The sequence below is a fragment of the Acuticoccus sp. I52.16.1 genome, from assembly GCF_022865125.1.
GTDB lineage: Bacteria > Pseudomonadota > Alphaproteobacteria > Rhizobiales > Amorphaceae > Acuticoccus.
Map to the genome: position 1 here is coordinate 4,426,274 of NZ_CP094828.1, position 24,632 is coordinate 4,450,905.

18 protein-coding genes are annotated in these 24,632 nt (G+C 71.7%); 5 read left to right on the plus strand and 13 right to left on the minus strand.

Annotation, left to right across the window (positions count from 1 at the left end; genetic code table 11):
- Nucleotides 1-31: 31 nt before the first annotated feature.
- From MRB58_RS19960 to MRB58_RS20010, 11 genes are read right to left on the minus strand one after another with little or no spacing between them, the layout of a single operon-like run.
- On the minus strand, nucleotides 32-1,396 hold the full coding sequence (locus MRB58_RS19960) for an NAD(P)/FAD-dependent oxidoreductase (RefSeq protein WP_244778837.1): 1,365 nt from the start codon (nucleotides 1,394-1,396) through the stop codon (nucleotides 32-34).
- Nucleotides 1,393-1,698, minus strand: coding sequence for a (2Fe-2S)-binding protein (locus MRB58_RS19965; RefSeq protein WP_244778838.1), 306 nt, complete (start codon nucleotides 1,696-1,698; stop codon nucleotides 1,393-1,395). Before MRB58_RS19965 ends, MRB58_RS19960 begins: the two co-directional genes overlap by 4 nt.
- On the minus strand, nucleotides 1,695-2,801 hold the full coding sequence (locus MRB58_RS19970) for an FAD-binding oxidoreductase (RefSeq protein ID WP_244778839.1): 1,107 nt from the start codon (nucleotides 2,799-2,801) through the stop codon (nucleotides 1,695-1,697). Before MRB58_RS19970 ends, MRB58_RS19965 begins: the two co-directional genes overlap by 4 nt.
- A complete protein-coding gene (locus MRB58_RS19975; protein WP_244778840.1) occupies nucleotides 2,798-3,961 on the minus strand; it encodes an FAD-binding oxidoreductase in 1,164 nt (387 codons plus the stop codon). Before MRB58_RS19975 ends, MRB58_RS19970 begins: the two co-directional genes overlap by 4 nt.
- A complete protein-coding gene (locus MRB58_RS19980; protein WP_244778841.1) occupies nucleotides 3,958-5,247 on the minus strand; it encodes an FAD-binding oxidoreductase in 1,290 nt (429 codons plus the stop codon). Before MRB58_RS19980 ends, MRB58_RS19975 begins: the two co-directional genes overlap by 4 nt.
- A gap of 16 nt (nucleotides 5,248-5,263) precedes the next feature.
- Nucleotides 5,264-6,235, minus strand: coding sequence for an ABC transporter ATP-binding protein (locus MRB58_RS19985; RefSeq protein WP_244778842.1), 972 nt, complete (start codon nucleotides 6,233-6,235; stop codon nucleotides 5,264-5,266).
- Nucleotides 6,232-8,091: a dipeptide/oligopeptide/nickel ABC transporter permease/ATP-binding protein gene (locus tag MRB58_RS19990; RefSeq protein WP_244778843.1), complete on the minus strand. Its 1,860-nt coding sequence runs from the start codon at nucleotides 8,089-8,091 to the stop codon at nucleotides 6,232-6,234. Before MRB58_RS19990 ends, MRB58_RS19985 begins: the two co-directional genes overlap by 4 nt.
- Nucleotides 8,088-9,044 carry an ABC transporter permease gene (locus MRB58_RS19995; RefSeq protein WP_244778844.1) on the minus strand — a complete coding sequence of 319 codons (957 nt, stop codon included), beginning with the start codon at nucleotides 9,042-9,044 and terminating at the stop codon, nucleotides 8,088-8,090. The genes MRB58_RS19990 and MRB58_RS19995 overlap by 4 nt, the downstream gene beginning before the upstream one ends.
- Entirely contained in the window at nucleotides 9,044-10,576 is a 1,533-nt protein-coding gene (locus MRB58_RS20000) for an ABC transporter substrate-binding protein (protein WP_244778845.1), read from the minus strand. The genes MRB58_RS19995 and MRB58_RS20000 overlap by 1 nt, the downstream gene beginning before the upstream one ends.
- 48 nt (nucleotides 10,577-10,624) lie before the next feature.
- Complete coding sequence (locus MRB58_RS20005) at nucleotides 10,625-12,241, minus strand: hydantoinase B/oxoprolinase family protein (protein ID WP_244778846.1); 1,617 nt, start codon at nucleotides 12,239-12,241, stop codon at nucleotides 10,625-10,627.
- Nucleotides 12,241-14,316 (minus strand): hydantoinase/oxoprolinase family protein, encoded by a 2,076-nt coding sequence (locus MRB58_RS20010; RefSeq protein WP_244778847.1) that lies wholly within the window; start codon nucleotides 14,314-14,316, stop codon nucleotides 12,241-12,243. The genes MRB58_RS20005 and MRB58_RS20010 overlap by 1 nt, the downstream gene beginning before the upstream one ends.
- A 137-nt stretch (nucleotides 14,317-14,453) precedes the next feature.
- Between MRB58_RS20010 and MRB58_RS20015 the strand changes: the two genes are divergently transcribed.
- The 3 genes from MRB58_RS20015 (at nucleotide 14,454) to MRB58_RS20025 (ending at nucleotide 19,021) form a co-directional block, all read left to right on the plus strand.
- Complete coding sequence (locus MRB58_RS20015) at nucleotides 14,454-15,116, plus strand: GntR family transcriptional regulator (RefSeq protein WP_244778848.1); 663 nt, start codon at nucleotides 14,454-14,456, stop codon at nucleotides 15,114-15,116.
- A 153-nt stretch (nucleotides 15,117-15,269) separates the two neighbouring features.
- The gene (locus tag MRB58_RS20020; RefSeq protein WP_244778849.1) at nucleotides 15,270-17,360 is read left to right on the plus strand and encodes a hydantoinase/oxoprolinase family protein; all 2,091 of its coding nucleotides are present in this window, start codon (nucleotides 15,270-15,272) and stop codon (nucleotides 17,358-17,360) included.
- An 11-nt stretch (nucleotides 17,361-17,371) separates the two neighbouring features.
- Entirely contained in the window at nucleotides 17,372-19,021 is a 1,650-nt protein-coding gene (locus MRB58_RS20025; protein ID WP_244778850.1) for a hydantoinase B/oxoprolinase family protein, read from the plus strand.
- Between the two features lie 296 nt (nucleotides 19,022-19,317).
- Here the strand turns inward: MRB58_RS20025 and MRB58_RS20030 are convergent, their stop codons facing one another.
- The gene (locus MRB58_RS20030) at nucleotides 19,318-20,907 is read right to left on the minus strand and encodes an alpha/beta hydrolase (RefSeq protein WP_244778851.1); all 1,590 of its coding nucleotides are present in this window, start codon (nucleotides 20,905-20,907) and stop codon (nucleotides 19,318-19,320) included.
- A gap of 407 nt (nucleotides 20,908-21,314) precedes the next feature.
- On the opposite strand from MRB58_RS20030, the gene MRB58_RS20035 reads away from it, so the two are divergent.
- Both MRB58_RS20035 and MRB58_RS20040 read left to right on the plus strand, forming a co-directional pair.
- On the plus strand, nucleotides 21,315-21,746 hold the full coding sequence (locus MRB58_RS20035; protein ID WP_244778852.1) for a cytochrome P450: 432 nt from the start codon (nucleotides 21,315-21,317) through the stop codon (nucleotides 21,744-21,746).
- An 82-nt stretch (nucleotides 21,747-21,828) separates the two neighbouring features.
- Complete coding sequence (locus tag MRB58_RS20040) at nucleotides 21,829-22,056, plus strand: DUF1127 domain-containing protein (RefSeq protein ID WP_244778853.1); 228 nt, start codon at nucleotides 21,829-21,831, stop codon at nucleotides 22,054-22,056.
- A gap of 225 nt (nucleotides 22,057-22,281) precedes the next feature.
- Here MRB58_RS20040 and MRB58_RS20045 read toward each other — a convergent pair whose 3' ends face one another.
- Entirely contained in the window at nucleotides 22,282-24,252 is a 1,971-nt protein-coding gene (locus MRB58_RS20045; RefSeq protein ID WP_244778854.1) for a calcium-binding protein, read from the minus strand.
- Nucleotides 24,253-24,632: the final 380 nt, after the last annotated feature.

The following is a 24,632-nucleotide window of genomic DNA, read 5'->3' on the forward strand; positions in this document are numbered from 1 at the left end:
GGCGCCTCCCGTTGTCATGTTTTGCATGCCATCATGTACCATCTGCGGTAGCAAGGGCCGCGTAGTCACTCAACAGCAGCGGCTTCAGGGGCGGGCGGATCCGCAACGCGCCGACCTCGCCCGGCGCGCGCCCGGTCTCGGCTGCCAGCAGGCGGGTGAGATTGGCCCCGCAGATGCGCCCCTGGCACGGTCCCATGCCGCAGCGCGTCGCCGTCTTGACCCGGTTCGGCCCCGTCGCCCCCAGCTCGACCGCGCGCCGCACCGCCCCGTAGGTGACGGCCTCGCAGCGGCACAGCACCGTGTCGTCGGTGGCGAAGGCGCTCACCGGGCGCGGCGCATAGAGCGTGTCGACGAAGTGCCGGGCGCGGCGGCCGTCGATGGACGCGGTGGGTCCGGTGGCGACGCCCAGCGCGTCGCAGATGGCGTGGGCCGCCGCCTCGCCCTGACGCGCGGCGAGAGCGGCGCCCCCGATCCCGGCCCCGTCGCCGGCGACGAAGACGCCCTCGTGCGGGGTCCGGCCCGCGGCGTCGACCTCGGCGGCGAAGGCGGCCTGCGCGTCGTCCCAGCGGTGCGGCAGGCCGAGGAGGCGGGTGAGCTGCGTGTTGGGGATGACGCCGTCGTGCACCGCGAGGCGGCCGGCGGGGAGGGTGTGGATCTGCCCCGCGGCGCGGAACCGCACGGCCTCCAGCCGCTCGCCCCCCAGCGCCTCCAGATGCGAGATGTCGCGATAGGCGGTCCCGGAGAGGAAACGGCGTACGGCGAGAGCGGCGCCGTTGGCGAGGAGGCCGGCGTCGTCGGCGAGCGCGGCCGGTAGCCGGGCGAGCGCCGCGCGGGACGGGAGCGCCGGGGCGAAGTCGAGCGTGGCGGCGATCTCGACCCCGAAGGCGGCGAGCTGGCGCGCCACCAGCAGGACGAGGGGACCCTGGCCGGCGAGCACGACCGGGCCGTCCGGCACCATGCCGCCCTGCTTCAACGCGATCTGCAACGCGCCGACGCCGCTGACGCCGGGGAGCGTCCAGCCGGGGAAGGGCACCGGCCGCTCCATCGCGCCGGTGGCGACGAGGAGGACGCGGGCCCGCGTCTGCCGCAGCCGGCGGGCCGCCTTGTCGAACCACAGGATCTCGCGGTCGGACGATATGTCGACCACCTCGGCCCCGGCCGCGAGCGTGGCGTGGCGGCGGGCGGCGGCGATGGTGGCCGCGGCGCCGGCATAGCCGGCCGCGAGCGCGGCGCGCGCGGGGTCGGCGGCGGCGGCCTCGGCGGCGCGCCAGATCTGCCCGCCCGGCGCGGGCTGCTCGTCGATCAGGAGGGTGGTGAGGCCGGCCGCGCCGGTGACGGCGGCCGCGCTCAGGCCGGCCGGCCCGGCGCCGACGACGGCGACGTCGACGGTCCTCACGCCCCGCCCTCGGTCAGCACCGCGCCGTCCTCGGTCAGGACCGCGCCGCGCTCGGTCAGGACCGCGAGGCCCTCGCGCACCGGGACCATGCAGGCCTGCTCGCCGCGGCGCCCGTCGATCGTGACGAGGCAGCCGAAGCATACGCCCATGAGGCAGTAGGGCGTTGGTCCGTCGCCGATCGTCGGTCGCCCGGCCGCCAGCAGCGCCAGCGCGACGCTGTCCCCTTCGCGCGCCGCCAACGGGGCGCCGTCGACGGTGATCGTCACGGCGCGGCCCTCGCCGATGCGGCGGAACCCGCTCATGCCGGCACCTCGGCGAAGCGCCGGGGCGAGAAGGCGGGGTAGCGCTCGGCGAGCGTCTCGGCGAGGACGGCCTCGGCGACCTCGCCGGCGTGGGCGGCGGCGAGCGTCACGCCGCTGTGGCAGGAGAGGGCCATCGCCCCGGGGTGAGCCTCGGACTGGGCGTAGATCGGCAAGCCGTCCGGCGACATGACGCGCAGCGCGCCCCACTGGCGCACCACCCGGACCCCGGCGAGGCGGGGGAACATCCGCACCGCCCGTGCCGCGATGGCGCCGCCGACCTCGGTCGTGGTGCCACGGTCGTAGCCGACGTCCTCCTTCGAGTCGCCGATGAGCACGCTCCCCTGGTTCGTCTGGCGCACGATGAAGCACGCCGGATCGAGGAAGTGCGGCAGCTTCTCGGTCACCAGGATCTGCCCGCGCTGCGGCTTCAGCGGCACGTCGAGGCCCAGCTCGGCGGCGAGCGCGGTGGTGCCGAGACCGGCGGTGAGCACCACCTGCCCGGCGGCGAAACGCTCCCCTTGCGCCGTCAGAACGAACCCGCCCCCCTCGGGCGTGACGTCGTCGACGCGCCGGCGCACCACGCGGGCGCGGCCGGTGCCCAGAAGCGCGGCGCGCAACGCCAGGTGCGTGGCGAGCGGGTCGGCGTGCCCGTCCGCCGGACACCACGCCCCGCCGACCGCCTCCGGCCCGACCGAGGGCACCCGCTCCACCAGCGCCTCGCGCGAGATCACCTCGACGTCGCCGGCGCCCTGGTTGTGCAGGCGGCGCACGGTGTCGTCCAGCGCGGCCAGCTCCGTCTCGCTGAGCGCGATCTTGACGCCGCCGCAGCGTTCGTAGGCGGGGTTCTCGCCGGAGCGCTCGGCGATGTCGGCGGCGAAGGCGTCCCAGGCGGCGGCCGAGCGGCGCGAAAGGTCCGCATAGGCCGGCGCGCCGATCCCCTTCGACTGCACCCACACGAGGCCGAAGTTGCCGACCGAGGCGTGCAGGTCGTCCGCGTCGGGGTCGAACAGGGTGACGGTGGCGCCGCGCGTCGCCAGCCCGAAGGCGAGCGCCGAGCCGACGAGGCCGCCACCGACGACGGCGATGTCGCTGCCCGTCCTCATCCGTGCAGGGTCAGGTCGGCGGCGTTCGCGTCGAGCTTCGCGAGACGGTCGAACCGGAAGGCGGCGAGGTCGAAGCGCGGCGCGCGGCCGAGCGCGAGGTCGGCGGCGAGCGGCCCCGTTACCGGCCCGAGGCAGAAGCCGTGGCCGGAGAAGCCGGCCGCGACGACCGCGTTGTCCATCCCCGGCACATGGTCGATGACGGGGAGCGAATCGGGGGTCAGGTCGAGGAGGCCGCCCCAGAAGGCCTGGAACCGGGCCTCGCCGACCACCGGCAGCACCTCGACGGTGCGAGCGATGGTGGTGGCGATCTGCTTGGTGCGCGGGCGGGCGACCGGGCGGCCGTTCTCCTCTTCCAGCGTGCCGTCGAACGTCTCGCGGCCGCTGGTGAGGCGGAAGCAGCCGTTCGCCTCCTGCCGCACCGCGAGGTTGGCGTTGGCGACACCGAGGACCGGCCCGAGCGTCGGTGCCACCGGCTCGGTCTGCACGACGGTGACGATGGGGACGATCATCGGGATCCTGGCGCCGAGCGGGGCCAAGAGGTCGTTGACGTGGACGCCGCCGGCGATCACCACCGCGCCCACCGCGATGCGGCGCGTGGCGGTGACGGCGTGGGTGATGCGACCGCCCTCGTGCTCCAGCGACCGGACGCGCTCGCCGTAGCGGAGGCGCGCGCCGGCACGCTCGGCGGCGGCCAGCAGCGCCGTCACCGTGGCGACCGGGTCGGCGTGGCCGTCGCTGGGGCAGAACGAGGCGGCGATCACCTTGTCGGAGATCGCGGGGGCGATGGTGCGCACGTCCGACAACGTGGGGAGGAAGGTGAGTTCGAGCCCGGCGGCGGACTGGTCGGCGACGAGGCGCTTGATGATCTCCACCTCGCCGTCGTCGCGGGCGAGGCGCAGGTTGCCCTCCTGGCGGTAGTGAGTCGGCGCGCCGAGCTTGGCGGCGAGGTGCGGCCACTCGGCGACGGCGGCCTGCGCCAGCGGCAGCTCCGCGGGGTGCCGGCCGGACTGGCGCACGCCCGCCAAGGTCCAGCCCGAGGCCATCGCGGCGGGCCCGTAGGCGTCGATCACCTCGACGCTGGCGCCGGCTTCGGCGAGCGACAGGGCGGCGGCGGCACCGGTGATCCCGGCACCGATGACGAGGACGTCGGGGGCACTCATGCGGCGGCCTCGGCAAAGCGGGAGAGACGGAAGGGGGCGGGGTCGACCACCGGCGTGCGCCCCTCGACGAGGCTGGCCGCGAGGCGGCCGACGCCGGGGCCGATGCCGAAGCCGTGGCCCGAGAGGCCGGTCGCGATCCAAAGGCCCGGCGTGCCGGGGGCTTCGTCGATGATGGGGATCTCGTCGGGCGTGACGTCGATCATGCCGCCCCAGCTCTCGGCGATCTCGACGCCGGCGAGCGCGGGATGGATCTCCTTGGCGCTCTTCAGCATGTCGGCGAGGAGGGCGTGGTCGGGTTCGGGGTCGAGGATGCGGACCTTCTCCATCGGCGTCACCTCGTCGTTCTCCCACCGCGCGTGGCCGAGGGGGCCGAAGAAATCCCGCCCGACGCGGATCTTCGCCATGCCCCAGCGGTGATAGAGCGTCGGCACGAAGGTGAAGAAGTGGCGGAACGCGGCCGGCACGATCTGGAACGTGGACGCGTTGGTGCGGCCGAGCGTGTAACCGCCGTCGAGCCGGCGGCGCAGCGAGGCGCCGGTCGCGCCGATGCCGCCGGGGTGGATCAGCGGCCCCGGCGTGGTGCGCGCGGCCTGCGAGCGGACGGCGAGCTGCGGGATGTAGACGCCGAGGTTCTCGAGGAATGTGCGCGACCAGGCCCCGCCGCCGAGGATCGCCGCCGTGCAGGCGATGGTGCCCCGCTCGGTGACGACGCCCGACAGCCGCCCGCCGGCGGTCTCGACCCCGCGCGCGGCGCAGCCCTCGACGATCGTCACCCCCTCGGCCGCGGCGCGGCGGGCGAAGGCGGGGACGGCGAGCGTCGGCTCGGCGGTCATGTCGGACGGGGTGTGCAGCGCGCCGGCGAACCGGCGGTCGTCGCGGCCGAGGAGGGCGTCGGTCTCGGCCGGCGACAGGATCCGGGTGTCGAGCTGGTAGTCGCGCGCCTCGTCGAGCCAGGCGGCGCGGGTGGCGAGCTCTTTTTCGGTCTGGGCGAGGTAGGTGGTGGACTTGGCGCCGAAGCCGATCTCCTCGCCCGTCTCGGCGGCGAGGCCCTCCCACAGGCGTGCGCTCTCGATCATCAGCGGCAACTCGCGCGCGTCGCGGCCCTGCTTGCGGATCCAGCCCCAGTTGCGGGAGGACTGCTCGGCGGCGATGCGCCCCTTCTCGACGAGGGCGACCGAATGGCCGTCCTTGGCGAGGTACCGGGCGGCCGTCACGCCGACGATGCCGCCGCCGATGACGACGACGTCGACCGCGGCGGGGAGGGTGGGGTGTTGCGAGGGGTTCACGGGAGCCATTGCAAAATTACAGGCGAACGAGCGGCTTGATGCAAGCGGCCCGCCGGGTGTTGCCCACGGCGGCGAGCGCCGGCTCGGCCTCGGCGCAGCGTGCCTCGGCGATCGGGCAGCGGGTGCGGAAGGCGCAGCCCGAGGGCGGCGCGACCGGATCCGGCAGCTCGCCCTGCAGCGGCGGCTCGCTCGCCCGCGCCTTCATCGACGGTGTCGCCTCGATGAGGGCGCGCGTGTAGGGGTGGGCGGGGGCGCTGAAGACCTCCGCCGCCGGCCCTTCCTCGACGATGCGGCCGAGGTACATCACCGCGATCCGGTCCGACAGGTGGCGCACGACGTGGAGATCGTGGCTGATGAAGACCAGCGCCAGCTTCAGCTCCGCCCGGAGGTCGGCCAGGAGGTTGACCACCTGCGCCTGGATCGACGCGTCCAGCGCCGACACCGGCTCGTCTGCGACGATGAAGTCCGGCCGGGTGGCGAGGGCGCGGGCGATGGCGATGCGCTGGCGCTGCCCGCCGGAATATTCGTGCGGCCTGCGCGCGGCCGCTTGCGGGTCGAGGCCGACGATGGCGAGGAGACGCGCCACCTCGGCGGCGATCTGGCTGCGCGCCACCGTCTCGTGGATGCGCAAGCCGTCGGCGATCTGTGCGCCGACGCTGCGGCGCGGGTCGAGGCTGGAGAACGGGTCTTGGAAGACCACCTGCATGCGCGCCTTCAGCGCCCGGCGCGAGGCGCCGCGGCGCGCGCTCAACGGCTCGCCGGCGAACGTCACCTCGCCCGCGGTCGGGCGGGCGAGGCCCAGCAGCAGGCGCCCAAGGGTGGACTTGCCGCACCCGCTCTCGCCGACGATGCCGACCACCTCGCCCGGATAGACGTCGAGGTCCACCCGGTCGACCGCCTTGAGCGCGGCGGCGCCGAAGAGCCCGCGCCGCACCGTGTAGCTGCGCGAGACGCCTCTGGCCGAGACGAGGGGGGTGAGGGCGCTCATGCCAGCTCGCGCCATCTGAGGCACCGCACCGCGTGGTCGGGGCCGGCCTCCTCCACCACCGGGTGGTCGGTGTGGCAGGCGGGCGCGGCGTGGGTGCAGCGGGGGGCGAAGCGGCACCCCTCGGGAAGCTCGTGCGGCGCGGGGACGACGCCGGGGATCGCCAGCAGGCGGTCCTCACCGCTCTCCGGCACGCATTTCAGGAGCGCGGCCGTGTAGGGGTGGCGCGGCGCGGCGAACACCTCGGCGACCGGGCCGGTCTCGACCAGCTCGCCGGCGTAGAGCACCACCACGCGGTCGGCGATCTCGGCGACGATGGCGAGGTTGTGCGTCACGAAGACCATCGCCATGCCCGCCTCCGCCGCCTTCAGCTCTTCGAGGAGGGCGAGGATCTGCGCCTGGATCGTCGGGTCGAGCGCGGTGGTCGGCTCGTCGGCGATGAGGAGCTTGGGGCCGTTGGCGAGCGCGGCGGCGATCATCGCCCGCTGGCGCTGCCCGCCGGACAGCTCGTGCGGCCAGGCCTTCGCGGCGCGGCGCGGGTCGGGCATGCCGACGCGGGCGAGCAGCGCCTCGGCCCGGCGGGCGGCCTCGCGCCTGTCGACCACGCCGTCGGTGTGGGCGTGGATGGATTCGGTGATCTGCTCGCCGACGCGCATCACCGGGCTGAGGCTCGCCGAAGCGTCCTGGAACACCATCGCGACGTCGCGGCCGCGCAGCCGCCGCAGCTCCTCTTCCGAGCGTGTCAGCACGTCGACCTCGCCCTCGCCGGTGGCGAGGGAAACGGTGCCGCTCGGCGCGAGGCCCGGCGGCAGCAGGCCCATCATGGCGAGGCCCGACAGCGTCTTGCCCGAGCCGCTTTCGCCGACGAGGGCGAGCGTCTCGCCGGGGCGCACGTCGAACGAGACGTCGCGCACCAGCCGCGTCGCGGTCGGGCCGGGACCGATCGCGACGGTAAGCCCGTCGAGCCGGGCGACCGCGCCGCCGGTGCCGGCGGTCGCGGCCGGCGCCGTGCCGCGCCGCTTGCGCAGCCAGCTCACGGTGCCCTTCGGCGCGGCGCGCGGATCCAGGACGTCACGCAGCGCATCGCACAGGAGGTTGAACGAGAAGATCGCCAGGACGAGCGCCAGGCACGGCCACACCAGAAGCAGCGGCGCGGTGTCCATCGCCGCGCGCGCGCCGCGGATCATCAGGCCCCACGACGGCGCCGGCGGCACGACGCCGAGCCCGAGGAAGGAGAGCCCGCTCTCGATCACCATCGCCGACGCGACCGTCACCGAGAGCTGCACCAGGAGCGGCGGGGCGATGTTGGGCAGCAGCGTGCGCGCCAGGATCGGCACCGGATGGCGCCCCAGCGCTTCCTGCGCGACCACGAACTCGAGCCCGCGCGTCTGCAACGTGGCGGCGTAGGCGACGCGCACGAAGCGCGGCGTGTAGAGGATCGACAGCGCGATCACCAGCGTGGTGGCGCCCGAGCCGAGCAGGGTGACGACGAGGAGCGCCAGAAGCAGCGGCGGCAGGCATAGGAGCACCTCGGCCGCGCGCACCGTGAAGAGCTCGGCTAGGCCGCGGAAGTAGCCGCCCATGAGGCCGAGCGCGGTGCCGATCGCCGCGGCGACGAGCGAGGACAGGATCGCCACCGCCAGCGAGGCGCGCCCGCCCCAGACTATGCGCGACAGCTCGTCCCGGCCGAACTCGTCCTGTCCCAGCGGATGCGTCCAGGAGGGGCCGGCGAAGCGGTGCGGAATGTCGATCTTGGTCGGATCCGGCAGCGGCAGGAGCGGGGCCAGCACGGCCGCCCCGACGATGAGAAGAACCAGCGCGACGGGGATCGCGAGCTTGGTCGCCGCCCGTGCCGTCATGCGCTCAGCCGCACCTTGGGGTCGAGCATCGCGTTGAGGAGGTCGACCACCAGGTTGATGAGCACGAAGAGCGCCGAGATCGTCAGGACGATGCCGACCACCTCGGGATAGTCGCGCGCATCCACCGCCCGCACGAGGAAGCCCGACAGGCCCGGCCAGTTGTAGACGAACTCGACCAGCACCGTGCCGCCCAGCAGCGTGCCGAGCTCCAGCCCCGTTACGGTGACGACCGGCACCAGCGCGCTGCGCAGCACATGGCGCGACAGGATCCGCCGCGGCGCCACGCCCCGCGCCCGCACCGCCCGCACGAAGTCGCGCTCCAACACCTCGAGGACGGCGCTGCGCGTCATGCGCACGATGACGGCCGTCAACGGCGTGGCGACGGTGAGGGCGGGAAGGATGAGGAGGCCGAGGTGGCGCACCGGATTGTCGGCGAAGGCGACGTAGCCGCCGGCGGGGGCGATCTTCAGCGTCTGCGCGAAGAGGAGGATGGCGAGCGTGCCGATGACGAAGACCGGCGTCGACAGGGCGACGGCGGCCGCGCCCGAGGCGAGACGGTCGGTGATCCCGCCGGCATGGGTGGCGGCGCGGATGCCGACGGGGATGCCGATCGCCGTCGCCACCAGCGCGGCGGTGACGATCAGCTCCAAGGTGCGTGGCAGACGCAGCGCCACCTGCTCGGCGACCGGGGTGCCGTCCTGCAGCGAGTTGCCGAGGTGGCCGCGCGCCAGGCCCGTCAGATAATCCCAATACTGCACGTAGATCGGCGCGTTGAGGCCCAGCTTCTCCCGCAGTGCGGCGACCGCCGCGGGGTCCGGCGCGGTGCTCCCGGTCGACAGGAGCAGCTCGGCCGGGTCGCCCGGAACGATGTGCAGCAGCAGGAAGACGATCGTCGCCACCAGCCACACCATGAGGACGGCGACCGCGATCCGCTGGGCCACATAGGCGAGCATCAGGAGAGCGCGGTCTCTTCCAGGGTGAGCCCGGAATAGAACGTGAGCTGGCCGGGGAGGTTCTTGAAGCCGGACACCTTGTCCGACATGCCGTAGCCCTGCGCGCGCCAGCACAAGCCCGCCAGCGGCACCTCGTCGATCGCGATGCCCTCAAGCTTCTCGTAGATCACCTTACGCGCCTCGGTGTCGAACGTGGAGCGCCCCTCGGTGAGGAGGGCGGTGATCTGAGGAATGTCGAGGTTGATGCTGCGGGCGAACGAGGGCGGCAAGGCCGGGTCGATCAGGCGGGCGATGCCGTCCGGATCGTTGGAATCGGCGGAGGTCCCCATCACCGCGAAGTCATACTCGCCGGCGTTGCCCTTCTGCACGCGCGTCGCCCAGTCGGGCAGGTCGAGCGTGACGTTGATGCCGATCATCGACAGGTACGCCTGCGTGATCTCGGCGGTGGAGGTGTGCATGCCGTACTGCGCCGTCGACAGCAGCGTGCAGTCGAACCCGTCCGGGTGGCCGGCCTCGGCCAGCAGCGCCTTGGCCTTCTCCGGGTCGTAGGCCCAGGCGTCGGCGTATTGCGGGTTGTAGAACGGGCTGGCGTCCGAGATCGGCAGGTGTGCCAGGCCTGCGCCGCGGCCGAAGAAGGCGGCGTCGACCACGTCTTCGCGCTTGACCGCGTGGGCGATCGCGCGGCGCACCAACGGGTTGTCGAACGGCTTCCGGGCGCCGTTGAAGGTGAGGTACATGAACGGCCCCTCGACCACGTCGAGCGTCAGCGACGGGTTGTCGTCGATGGAGCCCATCGCCGGCCAGGGGACGTACTCGATGAGGTCGACGTCGCCGGCTTCGAGCGCTGCGACGCGCAGGTTCTCGTCGGCGTAGGCGACCGCCTTGATGCCGGCGAGCTTGGGAAGGCCGGGCTTGTAGTAGTTGTCGCTGGCGACGAGATCGACCGAAACGCCCCGCTCGCGACTGTCGATCTTGAACGGTCCTGCGCCGACGAGGGCTTCCTCGTCGGACCCCTCGGGGATGATGGGCATGTTGTAGTGGGCGAACAGCGTCTCGGCCGTCGCGAAGGGCTCGGAGAAGGTGAGCTTCACCGTCTTGGCGTCCGGCATCTCGATCTTCTCGATGAGCTGGAGCGAGGTGGTGTAGGCGGCGGACGATCCCTCCGCGGCGCCGGTCTCGATGGTGTATTTCACGTCAGCGGCGGTCACGGGGCGGCCGTCGTGCCACACCGCGTTGTCGCGCAGCTTGAAGGTCCACACGCCGCTTTCGTCGACGCCCCAGTCCTCGGCGAGCTCGCCGCGGATCTGGCCGGCGTTGTCGTAGCTTAGGAGGCCGCGGTGGATCATCAGCTTGACGGTGCCGGCCGCGGTGCCGGCATTCTGTAGCGCGGCGAAGCTGGGCGGGTAGGACGACAGGCCGAAGGTGAGGATGCCGGTGGCCTGTGCGCGGGCCGTCGGTGCGCCGATGAAGCCGATGGTACCGGCTGCGGCCGCGCCGGCCATGAAGCGGCGACGTGTCAGATCCAAGCTCATGTCGTCTCTCCCCCTTGGTGGATGCGGGTGTGGCCCGCCGGTCTGCCGTCAGATTGCAGAGGCTATGCCATCGAGTTCGTCTTGTGTTTTTAGAGTCGCGGTCCGCTCGTCGGCGGGGCCGAAGCCGCCGCCGCCAGGCGTTGCGAGTGCGAACCACTGGCCGGCGGCGAGTTGGCCCTTGTCATGATCGAACGGGGCGACGCCGGGGCCGCGCTCCAGCGCGCCGTGCCCGCCTTCGCCGCCGCCCTCAAGCCCCCACGAGCGGGAGCGGGTGCGCGAGACGTCGACCCGCACGAGGCAGTCCTCCTCCGCGCGCACCACGCGCCTGAGGCCCATGCCGCCGCGGAACTTGCCCTCGCCGGCCGACCCGTTGACCAGCTCGTAGCGGACCACCGTGAGCGGATATTCGAGCTCCAGAGCCTCGACCGGGAGGTTGGAGGTGTTGGTGACGTGGACGTGGATGCCGTCGAGCCCGTCCTTGGTGGGCCGCGCACCGCCGCCGCCGCCGAACGTCTCGAGGTAGACCCAGATGGTGCCGTCGGCTTTGCGCTGACCGGTGAAGGTCGCCACGCAGCAGGCCGAGTTGGTGCAGGCGGTCACCTTGTCTGGGGCGGCCTTGTAGAGCGCGCCGAGGGTGAGGTCGGCGACGCGCTGGCAGAGCTGCACCCGGCCGTTGACCGCCGCGGGGTGCCGGCAGTTGAGGAGCGAACCCGAGGGCGCGGTCACCGTGATGGGTCGGGCAAGGCCGGCGTTGGGCGGCACGGTGGGGTCCACCACGGCCTTGACGATGTAGTAGACGGTCGCCGCCAGCGCGGTCCACGTCATGTTGATGCCGGCGCGCTGTTGCGGCGGGGCGGTGAAGTCCACCGTCATCTCGTCGCCCGTCACCGTCAACGTGACGGCGAGGGGGAGGGTGGTGTCGAACTCCGGCCCGTCGAACACGTCCTCGAAGGTGTGGACGCCGTCCTTCAGCGCGGCGATCCCGGCGCGCATCTTGCGCTCGGCATAGTCGAGCAGTGCGTCGCCGGCGGCGAGCACCGTTTCGGTCCCCCACTTGGCGCACAAGTCCTGGAAGCGCTGCACGCCGACGCGGTTTGCCGCCATCTGCGCTCGAAGGTCCGACAGCCGCTCGCGCGGGACCTGACAGTTGAGGAGGATGAGGTCCTGCACGTCCTTCTGCAGCGCGCCCGCCTTGTAGAGGCGGATCGGCGGGATGCGCAGGCCTTCCTGGTAGATGTGGGCGTGGCCGCGGTCGGCGAAGTCGGCATGGTGGGCGAGGTTCACCGTCCAGGCCGCGATCTCGCCGTCCACGAAGATCGGCTCGGCGAGGACGATGTCGGGAAGGTGCGTGCCGCCGCCCATATAGGCGTCGTTGCCGACGAAGACGTCGCCCGGCGCCATGTCGGCGACGTCGTGCAGTTCCAGGATCTTCGGGATGATGCCGATGAACGAGCCGAGGTGCAGCGGGATGTGCTCGGCCTGGCACAGCGTCTGCCCGGCGGTGTTGAAGAGCGCGGTGGAGCAGTCCCGCCGCTCTTTGATGTTGGTGGAGTAGGACGCGCGGATCAGCGCCTCGCCGGTCTCCTCGACGATGGAGGAGAGCGCGGCGCCGATCACTTCCACGGTGATCGGGTCGAGCTGCGTGGCGGTGGCGGGAGCGTCCATCACGAGGCCTCCATGACGAGGTTGCCCATGGGGTCGACGGTGAGGCGGGTTCCGGGCGGGACGACGGTGGTGGTGTCCATCTGCTCGACGATCGCGGGGCCTTCGAACGTCATGCCGGGCTTCAGCGCGGTTCGGGCGTAGACGGGCGTCGCGACGACTTCGCCGGCGGCGGCGAAATAGGTCTGCCGGGTGCCGACTTCGGCGCCGGAGGGGTCGGCGGAGCCGGGCTCGGCGCGCGGCAGGCTCGCCTTCTCGACGACGCCGAACGCCTCGACGCGGAAGGTGACGAACTCCACCGCCTCCTCCTTGGCGAGGAAGCCGTAGCGCTGGCGGTGCGCGTCCTCGAAGCCGTCGATCAAAGCCGCGACGCTGTCCGGCGAGATCGGCCCGGCGGGGACGCGCACGGCGAGCTCGTAGTTCTGCCCGCGGTAGCGCATGTCGACGGTGCGCGACAGGCGCCGCGCGTCGGGCGCGACGTGCTCGGCGGCGAGCCAGCCTTCCGCCTCCTCCACCAGGGGGGCGAGCGTCGTTTCGGCGGCGGCGGCGTTTTCGGCCTCGGCGGCCATCAGCTTGGTGGCGGCGAAATCGGCACGCAAATCCGTCAGCAGCAGGCCGATGGCGCACATGATGCCGGGGCTGGGCGGGATGACGATGCGGCCCATGTCGAGCGCGTCGGCGAGCCGCGCGGCGTGCAGCGGCCCGGCACCGCCGAACGCCATCAGCGCGTAGTCGCGCGGGTCGTGGCCGCGCTGGACCGAGATGGTGCGGATCGCGCGCGCCATGTTGGCCGTCACCACGGCGAGGATGCCCTCGGCCGTCGCCATCGTGGAGAGGCCGAGCCGATCGCCCAGCGCGCCGATCGCCGTCTCGGCGAGGTCGCGGCGGATGGGCATGCGGCCGGCGAGGAGGTGCGTCGGGTTGAGCGTGCCGAGGACGACGTTGGCGTCGGTCACGGTGGGGGCGGTGGCGCCGCGGTCGTAGCAGACCGGGCCGGGGTCCGCGCCGGCCGACTGCGGGCCGACCTTCAGGAGCCCGCCGGAGTCGATGTAGGCGATCGACCCGCCGCCGGCGCCGACCGTGTGGATGTCCAGCATCGGCGCCTTGATCGGGTAGCCGTGGACGATCGCCTCGGAGGCGAGCTTGGGCTGGCCGCCCTGCATCAGCGCGACGTCGGTCGAGGTGCCGCCCATGTCGAAGGTGATGAGGTTGGAAAAGCCCGCCTCGCGCCCGATCGCCTCGGCCGCGACGACCCCGGTGGAGGGCCCGGAGAGGACGGCGCGCACCGGCGTGCGGGACGCGGCCTCGAAGCTCACCACGCCGCCGTTGGACTGCGTGAGGTGAGGCGCCGCGGTCATGCCGAGCGCTTCCAGCCGCGGCGTCAGCCGGTCGATGTAGCGCTGCATGATCGGGCCGAGGTAGGAGTTGACCACGGTCGTCGACAGCCGCTCGAACTCGCGGAATTCGGGCGCGATCTCGTGACTGGCGCAGATGAAGGCGTCCGGCAGCTCCTCGGCGACGATGGCCCGCGCCCGCGCCTCGTGCGCGGGGTCGACGAACGAATAGAGGAAGCAGATCGCCACCGCCTGGCAGCCGGCTTCGGCGAGCTCGCGCGCGGCGCGGCGCACGGCCGCCTCGTCGAGCGGGGTCTCGACCGTGCCGTCGTGGCGCAGCCGCTCGGCCGCCTCCTTGCGATGGCGCCGCGCGACGAGCGTCTGCGGCTTATCCTCGAAGAGGTCGTAGAGGCTGGGACGCTTCTGCCGGCCGATCTCGAGGAGATCGCGGAACCCCTCGGACGTGACGAGGCCGACGAGCGCGCCGCGGTGGGTGATCAACGCATTGGTGGCGACGGTGGTGCCGTGGCCGAAGTAGGCGATGCGCGCGGCCGCCTGCGCCTCGCCCGGCAGCACGCGGGCCATCCCCTCGGCGACGCCCGCGGCGATCCCCTCGGACGGGTCGTGCGGCGTGGAGGCGACCTTCCAGACGTCGGTGCGGCCGGTGGCTTCGTCGAACAGGCACACGTCGGTGAACGTGCCGCCGGAGTCGACCCCGACCCGCCAGGTCCGTTCGGTCTGCATGGGGCCTCCCGATGAAAGTTGGCACGCCGCGCATCCGTCATGTATACACGGCGGATGCATAACGGGATTTCCAGCCCGCTTTGTCAACCTCTCATTATTTCAATCCGCACGAACTCAACGGCGTTCGACGAGACGGCATGGCCAGCAAGATCCACCAAGACAGATCGGTCCCGACGGCACGCGCCAAGGCCTACGCCTACGTGCTCGACCACATCATCCGCGGCGACTTCCGCGGCGGCGACTTCATCGAGGAGGAGTGGGTGTCCTCGGCCGCCGGCGTATCGCGCACGCCGGTGCGGGAGGCCTTCCACCGCCTGGAATCGGAGCGTTTCATCGAGCTGCTGCCGCGGCGCGGGGCGCGCGTGCGCCAGGTGACGGCGCAGGAGATGATGCAGGTCTACGAGGCGCGCCGGCTGATCGAGGGATTTGCCGCCCGCCGCATCTGCGAAGCCGCGAAGGGCGCCCCGGTCGAGATGAAGCGCCTCGCGGCGGAGATGCGTGCCCTCGGCGACAGCGACTTGCGCCGCCACGTCGACCTCGACCGCGACTACCACGTCGCCCTCGTCGAAGGCTCGCGCAACGACGTGCTGATGGAGGTGCTGGACGCCCTGCGCGCCCGCCAGCAGCAGGTGGCCTATGCTGTGCTGAACGCCGACCCGTCGCGCCTCGAAACCATCCTCGCCGAGCACGAGGCGATGGTCGACGCCCTGGACCGCGGCGACGGCGACGGCGTGGTCGGCCTCCTCAACCGCCACCTGAGGCCGATCCAGAGCGTGGTGGAGCGGTTGCCGGGCGAATAGGACCCGGCCCCACGCGCGGTGCGCGCACAATGCGCAAGCGGCTGATTATCGGTCAGATGTTGCCGGGAATTTGGCGCGCACGGCGACCCTCGCCGCGTTGACCGCCCCGGCGGCACGCGTAGTTTGGCGCCTTCCTTCAGAAACGGTGTGTGAATGTTACGGCTCGGCGTCGATATCGGTGGGACCTTCACGGACTTTGCGCTCGTGGAGAGCGACAGCGGGCGCGCCGCCGTCCACAAGCGGCTGACCACGCCCGACGACCCCGCCCGCGCCGTGATCGAAGGCGTCGCGGCGATCGCAGCGGCGGAGGGGATCGCGGTCGCCGACATCGGCGAGATCGTCCACGGCACGACGCTCGTCACCAACGCGCTGATCGAGCGGCGCGGCGCGCGGGCGGGGATGCTGGTCACGAAGGGCTTCCGTGACACCTTCGATATCGGCCAGGAGCAGCGCTACGACCTCTACGACCTGCGCCTGAAGTTCGCCGATCCGCTGGTTCCGCGCCGGCTTCGGGTGGAGATCCCCGAGCGTTTGAAGCACGACGGCTCGGTGCTGGCCCCGCTCGACGAGGACGCCGTCGCCGCCGCCGTCACCCACCTCGTCGAGAAGGAGAAGGTCGAGGCGCTGGCGATCTGCTTCCTGCATGCCTACGCCTCGGCCGATCACGAGGAGCGGGCCCGGCGGATCGCCGCAGCGGCCTACCCGGACCTCTACATATCCACCTCGTCGGGCGTCTTCCCCTATGCGCGCGAGTTCGAGCGCTGGACCACGACCACGGCGAACGCCTATGGCCAGCCGATGGTCGATGCCTATCTGGCGCGGCTGGAGGCGGGGCTGGCGGACGCCGGTTTCGCCGGCCGGCTCGCCATCATCGGCTCCGGCGGCGGGCTGATGACGCTGGAGACGGCGCGCCGGTTCCCGGTGCGGCTCCTGGAATCGGGGCCGGCGGCGGGCGTCCTGATGGCCGCGCGCGTGGGCGACGTGGTCGGCGTCGACGATCTCCTGGCGTTCGATCTCGGCGGAACCACCGCCAAGGGCGCGCTCGTGCGTGGCGGCCGCCCCTTCAAGGCCTACGCGTTCGAGGCGGCGCACTCCTACAAGCACAAGACCGGCAGCGGGCTGAAGCTCCAGATCCCGGTGATCGACATGGCCGAGATCGGGTCGGGCGGCGGCAGCATCGTCTCGATCGACGAGCTGGGCCTCCTGCGCGTCGGCCCGCGGTCGGCGAGCGCGGTGCCGGGGCCGGCCTGCTACGCCCGCGGCGGCACCGACCCGACGCTGACCGACGCCAACCTGACGCTCGGCTACCTCGACGCCGACTTCTTCCTCGGCGGCCGGATGCCCCTCGACCCCGCCGCCGCCGAGAGCGCCATCGCCGCGCGCACCGCGCCGCTCGGCCTGGAGACCGTCCGCGCCGCCTGGGGCATCCACGACATCGCCAACGAGGACATCTGCCGCGCCTTCCGCATGCACGCCACCGAGCGCGGGTTCGACTATCGCCGCTCGGGCATGGTGGCGTCCGGTGGCGGCGGGCCGATCCACGCCGCCCGCATCGCCCGCAAACTCAAGGTGCCGCAGGTGATCTACCCGGCCGGCGCGGGCGTGATGTCCGCGTTCGGCATGCTGGTCGGCGCCACCTCGTTCGAGATCGTGCGCTCCTACCGCGCGCCCGTCGCCGGGCTGGACGCCGCCGCCTTCACCGCGACGCTGAGCGAGATCGAGGCGGAGGCGACGGCCTACCTCCTCGCCGCCGGCCTCACCGCCGACGCGATCACCGTCGAGCGCCGCCTCGACATGCGCTACCGCGGCCAGGGCTACGACATCGAGGTCGCCGTTCCCGCGGGGCTGGCGCCTGCGGCGATCCCGGATGCCTTGTCCGGCCTCTTCGCCGAGGCCTACCGCGCGACGTTCGACACCACGCTCGACCAGCCGCTCGAGATCGCCAGCCTCAAGGTCGAGGCGACGGGGCCGCGGCCCGACATGCCGCTCGCCGCCGGCAACGCCGGTACGGCAGGCGCCCTCGCCGCTGCGCTGAAGGGCTACCGCCGCGCCTATTTCCCGGCGGCCGGCGGCCTCGTCGACTGTCCGGTCTACGACCGCTACCGGATCGCGCCGGGCGAGCGCCTGGCCGGGCCCTGCCTCGTCGAGGAGCGCGAATCCACCATCCTGCTCGATGCCGGAGACACCGCCGAGGTGCATCCCAGCGGCGCCGTCGTCGCCAGCATCGCCGCCGCGATCGCCTGAGGGACACGACCATGACGCCCACGTTCGACGCCGTCGACCTCTCCATCCTCTGGGAACGCCTCGTCTCGATCACCGACGAAGGGGCGACCGCGCTCATCCGCACCTCGTTCTCGACCCTGGTGCGCGAGGGGTTCGACCTCTCGGTGCTGATCTTCGACGCCGACGCGCGGATGATCGCCCAGTCGACCAAATGCATTCCGGTGTTCATCGGAACCGCGCCGATCACGCTTTCGCACATGCTGCGGAAGTTCCCCGGCGCCACGCTGGATCCGGGCGACGTGGTGATCTCCAACGATCCCACCATCGGCACCGGCCACATGTACGACCTCGCGGTGATGCGGCCGATCTTCCGCAACGGCACGCTGGCCGGCTATGCGATGTCCATCACGCACCTGCCGGATATCGGCGGGATGGGGTTCTCCGTCTCCGCCACCGAGATCTACCACGAGGGTCTGCGCCTGCCGATCACCAAGCTGGTGAAGAAGGGCGTGCTCGACGACGACCTGATGGAGCTGATCAAGCTCAACGTGCGCGTGCCCGACCAGGTCGCGGGCGACATCTTCGCCAATATCTCCTGCACGTCGGTCGTCGTGCGCCATGTGCTGGAGTTCATGGACGAATACGGCTTGGCCTCGTTGACGCCGCTCGCCGACGAGATCCTCGCCCAGTCCGAGAATGCCGTGCGCCAGGCGCTCCTGGCGATGCCGGACGCGGAATATACCAGCCGGGCGCAGGTCGAGGCCTACGACGAGGTCCGGACCCTCCGCTGCCGCGTCGTGAAGGCGGGAGACCGGCTCACCGTCGACTTCGAGGGGACCGGGCCGTGCGTCGGCGCTGGCATCAACGTGCCGTTTCCGTATACCCGCGCCATGGCCCTCTACGCGCTGAAGTGCATCACGACGCCCGGCATCCCCAACAACGACGGCGCCACGGCCCTGATCGACGTGGTGGCGCCCGTGGGCTCGATCCTCGCCGCGGTGCCGCCGGCGCCCTCTGCCGGGCGTCACACGATCGGCCATTTCGTCGTGCCTCTGATCTTCGATGCGATGGCCCGCATCGTGCCCGACCGCGTCACCGCCGCCAGCGGCCTCATCGACATCATGACCTTCCAGGGACGGCACGACGACGGCCGCGAGATGGCCGCCAACTACTTCGTATGCGGCGGCTTCGGGGGCCTCCAGGGGATGGACGGGCGGCAGACGACGCCCGGCTCGTCCAACATGGGGACCACGCCGATCGAGGTGTTCGAGCCGCTCAGCGGCCTCGTCGTGGAGGAGAAGTCTCTGCTGGCCGACAGCGGCGGCGCCGGGGCGTTCCGCGGCGGCGCCGGGCAGACCGTGGTGATGCGCAACGGCACGGCGCGCGACATGGTCTTCTTCGCCATGGCCAACCGGACGATGTTCGCCGCCGAGGGCCTCTTCGGAGGCCGGCCCGGCGCGCGGCGGCGTCACATGATCGACGGGGTCGAGGTCGACGGCCAGGGGCGGCACGTGTTGGTTCCGGGCGCCGAGCTGCGCCTCGAGCAGGCCGGCGGCGGCGGCTACGGCCCTCCCGACGAGCGTCCCACCACGGCGATCGCCCGCGACATCGACGACGGGTTCCTGACGCCGGAGGGCGCCGTCGCGAGCTACGGGCCGCGCGCCGCGGGGCTCGGCGGCTGAGCCGCGTTCCGGCCGAGCCCGCCGCAGGCCTCCGGCGGGCTCGGGTCCCACCAGCGATCAGGGGGCCCGCCTGATCGCCGGAACCGCCGTCGCGCTGTCCCCCTGGCAGCGCCCGCGGCACCGCGCAAGGGCGAGCGGCTGCGCCGGCCTTCGGCCCCTTGCGCGGCGCCACCGCCCCTGCCGGACGGGGGGCGCGACGGCGGCTCCGGCGATCAGGCTCCGAAAGGCCCGGTGCGTGGGCGCCGTGCGGTGGGGACGTCGTGCCGGGGGCGTTTAGGGGGTGAGACGGGGGCGGGTCAGATGCCGTGTTCGGCCAGGAATTGGCCGATGCACTCGAAGCAGACCTTCCAGGCCGGTTCGTGGTCGACGATGATGTGGTTGCGGCTTTCCAGCGGCACGAACTGCGCCCCCGGGATCCCCGCCGCCACCGCGCGGCCCTGCTCCAGCGGGATCCGCTGGTCGTACTTGGAATGCAGCACGATCGTCGGCGCGCGGACCGCAGCGAGCCGGTGCCGCACGTCGATGTAGCCGAACGCGTCCTGGAACCGCGCCGCGTTGGACGGCGAGGTCGTCTGGCGTTGGAAGTCGTCGAACCAGGCGAGCTCGTCGGCGCTCGCCTCGGGCATGAAGGTCTGCGAGAAGATGTGCCGGTAGGCGGGGTTGTCGGTCCCCCAGCCCAGCGCAGTCAGGGTCAGCACCGCCTCGCGCCGCGCCTGCTCCGCGGCGCTGGCGAGGTGGCGCCACCCTGCCGCGTAGCCCCCCACCAGGATGAGGCCGCTGACCCGCTCCGGGTGGCGCACCGCATATTCGATCGACACCGCGCAGCCCTGCGACACGCCCAGCAGCGGGAACCGATCGAGGCCGAGCCGGTCGGCGACCGCCTCGAGATCCTCCACGAACGCATCGAAGCTGAGGTCGTCCACCTCCCAGTCGGACAGGCCGCAGCCGCGCTCGTCGTAGCGCACGAAGGTGCGGGTGCGCGAGATGGCGGCGAAGCTGCGGCCCCAGATCGGACTGGACCAGTCGAACTCCAGGTGGTTGAGCCAGTTGGCCGCTTTCAGCAGCGGCGGCCCTGAGCCGACGGTCGCATAGGCGATCTTGGTGCCGTCCGGCACGTCGCAGAAGCCGATCCGCTGCGCGCGCAACGGACGGTGGCGGATGTCGGTGACGCGGCGCGGCCGGCGTGCCGGCACCGCCGGGGCGTGGGCGGGGTCCACCGGGTCCGGGCGGCGACGCGCGGGCGGGTGGGGCGGCGGCGGTCTCGGCACGCGCGCATTGGCGGGGGGCGCGGCCGCGGCCATGTGCGCCTCGGCGCCGGCCGGGTCCGCCTCGCGCCACAGGCGTCGCCACTTCTGCCCCTCGAGCGGCGGTAGCTCGGGGTGGGTGGCGAGGCGGCGCAGCACCTGCGCCCGTGTCACCAGGGCGTCGTGCCGCTGCACGGCCAGCCAGGATTCGAAGCTGGCGTCCCCCGCACCGTCCATCCCGTCGAGGAAGACCATCCCGAGCGGCTCGGCCATCGCCTGCAGGGCGGCGAGGTCGACCGGGGCCGCCCCGCCGCTCAACTGCCGCTCGATCTCGGCCAGGTCGACCGTCACGCCGGTGGCATCGAACGTCACCCGCTCGCGGTCGGCGACGATGCGCACGCGGTCCGGCGCGTCGACCACCTTGCGCAGCTTGCTGAGCGACCAGCGCAGCGCCGCCTTGGGATCGTCCGGCAGGCCCCAGAACATTTCGCACAGCCGCTCACGCCGCTGCGGCCGGCCCGTCGCGACGAGAAAGGCCAGCAACGCCCGCGCCTTGCGTGAGGAGGGGAGGGCCACCGCGCTCCCGCCCGCGAACACCTTCAGCTCGCCGAAGAGGGTAATTTCCAGATCGTGTGACGGCATCCACGGCTCCAGCCCATGAAAACAACGCGAACGCGCGTCGAATAATACGCAATTCACAACGCTGGCAACAACGCGGCGCCCTCAGATGACAAATTGTGCGGTGCGATCTGCGTAATCGAGGGGGTGGTGCCCGTAATTATGGCAGATATGGGGCTCGCCGCGTCTGAATGCAGGCGTGTGGGTAAGTTTATGGGTTCAAGAATTCTTCTAATCGTCTGAACGTATTCTGTATGCGGCGGGGCGCGCGTGTATCGCCGCGCCGAAGTTCCATCAACGTCAAGATTCGTCCCGCAACCGGCGGCAGGTGACGTGCACGGCACGCGAGGTTCCGGCCGGCGCGCCGCCCGTTCGGCCGCGGATGAGCACGTTTCCAAGCAATTTCAGCGGTCCGCGCGCGCCGCGCCGGCGTGCGCATCGTCGCCGAGCGCATCGTCGCCGGACTGCCGCTGGGCGAGAAGTTCGACTTCGTCGACCGGATGGCCGCACGGGTCCCAGTCGGCTCCGTGCGCTTCACCACCGCGCCGGTGCCGATCGGCGACGTGGTGGTGCCGGCCAGGGCGATTGTGCGCATCAGCACAATGTCGGCGATGCGCGACCCCCACCTCTACCGTGACCCGGAGCGGTCCCGCACTGGTCGCCGGGGCGCCGAACCTGACCATGGTCCGGCGCCCGCACCTGAGCGGCATCGGCGGCATCCGCCAGATTACACCGATGGAGGTGCGTATCGGATGACGCGCACGGCACCCGGCGGCGCCGGCCCCGGCACGACAAGAGGGACGGCGATCGCTGCGCCCGACCCGCGGTGCGTCTCCCGCCGCGATGCCGAGAGGCACGGCTAGCGCCGTCGCCCTGTTTGGCGCGACCGCACGAATTCGGCCGCGCCCGATGCCTTTTCACCCTGTAACGAACGGAATTTCACCGATGACATCGACTGATACCGGACCCCGGATCGCCGTATTCGCGGCGAACCGCCATGCGGCGCCCCCCGGACCTGCGCAACCTTTCTGGCGCCTGGCCGATCGGCTCGCCACCTACCTCACCCGCCGCCGGGAGTATGGCCGGCTGCTCGACATGCCCGACTATCTGTTGACGGATGTCGGGCTGACCCGTGCGCAGATCGCCGAGATCAAACGCGACCTGCGCCCCTGAGGCGGCCCGCGCGGAAGGCCCCTCACCGGGACACCGCCGAGCGAGAACGGCCCCGTCGCGTCCGCGGCGGGGCCTTTTTCGTGCGCCGTGTCCCGGCCCGGCACGACCCGGCACGGTCCCGGGCGGGGGCGGGGAGACGAAACGGCCCCCGCGAGCGGGCTCGCGGGGGCCGGGACGGGTCGTCGATGGCGCGGTGCGGCGGGCGGGGGCCGCCCGCCGCGGGGATCAGAAGATGAAATCGATGAAGTTGAGGTCGTTCACCGCCGTGTTCTCGACCGTGAGGACGTTGCCGTTGCCGAAGTCGATCTCCACGTCGGCGCCGACCTGGGTCATCGCCTGCTTGGTCTGGAAGAAGTTGAAGCCGAGGTCGTCGGAGATCTCGATGCGGTCGAAGCCGGTCCCGAAGTCGGTGATCGAATCGGCGCCTTCCTCGTAGACGAAGATGTCGGCACCGGCACCGCCGGTCATGACGTCGTCGTCCTCGCCGCCGTCGATCGTGTCGTTGCCGGCGCTGCCGGTGATCTCGTCGTTGCCGGTGTTGCCGAAGAGCTCGAGGTCGATCAGCCCGTTGTCGAGGGCGCTGGCGTCGATGCTGTCGTTGCCGGCGAGACCCTTCACCTCCAGCGTCTCGGTGTTGCGGATGTCGAGCGTGAAGTTGCCGAAATTGACGCGCTCGAACAGCACGTTGCCGCCGTTGGTGCTGATCTCGAAGCTGTCGCCGGCACCGTCGGCCCCTTCGACGAGGGCGGTGTCGTCGTTGGCACCGCCGTTCATGAGGTCGGAGCCGTCACCGTTGCGCCAGATCATCAGGTCGTCGCCGCGCGCGCCCAGCATGGTGTCGTTGCCGGTGTCGCCGGCCAGCGTGTCGCCGCCGTTGGAGCCGATCAGCTCGTCCTCGCCGGCGCCGCCGTTGATCTTCAGGTCGATGAGTCCGATGCGCAGGTCGCCGGCGTCCACGGTGTCGTTGCCGCCGAGGCCGTTCACCACCAGCGTCTCGGTGTTGTCGATCTCGAGGCCGAACTGGCCGAAGTTCACCCGGTCGAATTCGACGGTGCCGAACGTGTTGCCGACGACGAACGCGTCGCCGCTCCCGTCCGATCCGTTGACGATGGCGATGTCGTCGCCGAGGCCGCCGTTCATGGTGTCGGAGCCGTCGCCGTTGTTCCAGACCATCTGGTCGTCACCAAGCCCGCCGAGCATGGTGTCGTCGCCCTCGTTGCCGACGAGCTTGTCGTCGCCGAGCCCCCCCTCGAGGAGGTCGTCGCCCTGGGTGCCGAGGAGGAGGTCGTCGCCCGCCCCGCCGTCGGCGTTGAACTGGATGAAACCGTCGGCGACCAGGCTGCCGTCGATGGTGTCGTCGCCGCCCTGGCCGTTCACTTCCATCAGCTCGGTGTTGCGCAGCTGGACCGAGAAGTTGCCGAAATTGGTGCGCTCCAGCAGGACGTGCGGGCCGGTGGTGGAGACCTTGAAGGCGTCGCCGGCGCTGTCGGAGCCGTTGATCTCGCCGGTGTCGAACTGGTCGCCACCGTCCATGGTGTCGTTGCCGTCACCGTTGTTCCAGATCATCAGGTCGTCGTCGGCACCGCCGAGCATGGTGTCGTCGCCGGCGTTGCCGACGAGGGTGTCTTCGCCGGCGGCGCCGCGAAGGGTGTCGTCGCCCTGACTGCCGAGCAGCTCGTCGTTGCCGCCGCCTCCGTCGATGACCAGCTCGACCATGCCGGCCTGCAGGGCACCGGCGTCGACGCGGTCGTTGCCGCCGCGGGTGACGACGAGGATCCGCTCCGTGGTGCCGACGCTGACGCTGGAGGGGCTCGCCACCTTGTTGAACTCGACCCGGCCGCCCGCCGACGCCAGCGTGAAGTTGTCGCCGACGAAGCCGTCGCTGCCGATGAAGTTCGCCTGGTCGTAGCCGTCCTCACCGTCGAAGAGATCGTTGCCCGGCCCGTCGCTCTCCTGCCAACGCATCAGGTCGTCGTCGAGGCCGCCGACGAGAGTGTCGGACCCGAGCTGGCCGTCGAGCGTGTCGTTGCCGGCACCGCCGGACAGAAAATCGCGGCCGAGGCCGCCCAGAAGAATATCGTTGCCACCGCGGCCGAAAACATCGTCGTTGCCAGCCCTGGCATTGATCAGCTCGTCGGCGCCGGTGCCGTCAATCAAGTCCGCGAAGATCGTGCCGTTAATGGGGACAAATGGCATTGTCACGCTCCAAAGACATGTTCGATGAGAGACACGCCACAGCGGCGTTGCCTTGCCAGGGAGATGCCGGCGTGCAGTTGGAGCGAGCGTGATAAGGACCGTTGTAAAATTACCGATCCATCGTTGTAAATGAGCCTATATTTTCACAAACGCGCGTTTGAGCGCGTTGAAATGTCCCAAAGCGCCGGGGCCGTCGTTTAATGTGGCGTTTTAGTGGCGGGAAATCGCGACGCGTATGGCGGGAAGACGGGCCCGTTGCAGACAGCGTGCCGCCCATGGATGCAGCCTGCTTCCGGTGACTTTCCAAGTTGCGCACGCGACTGGCGGATTACGTCGATTTCGTCTTTGGGGTGTCCGGCCGGCCCCGATCACGAGGCCGG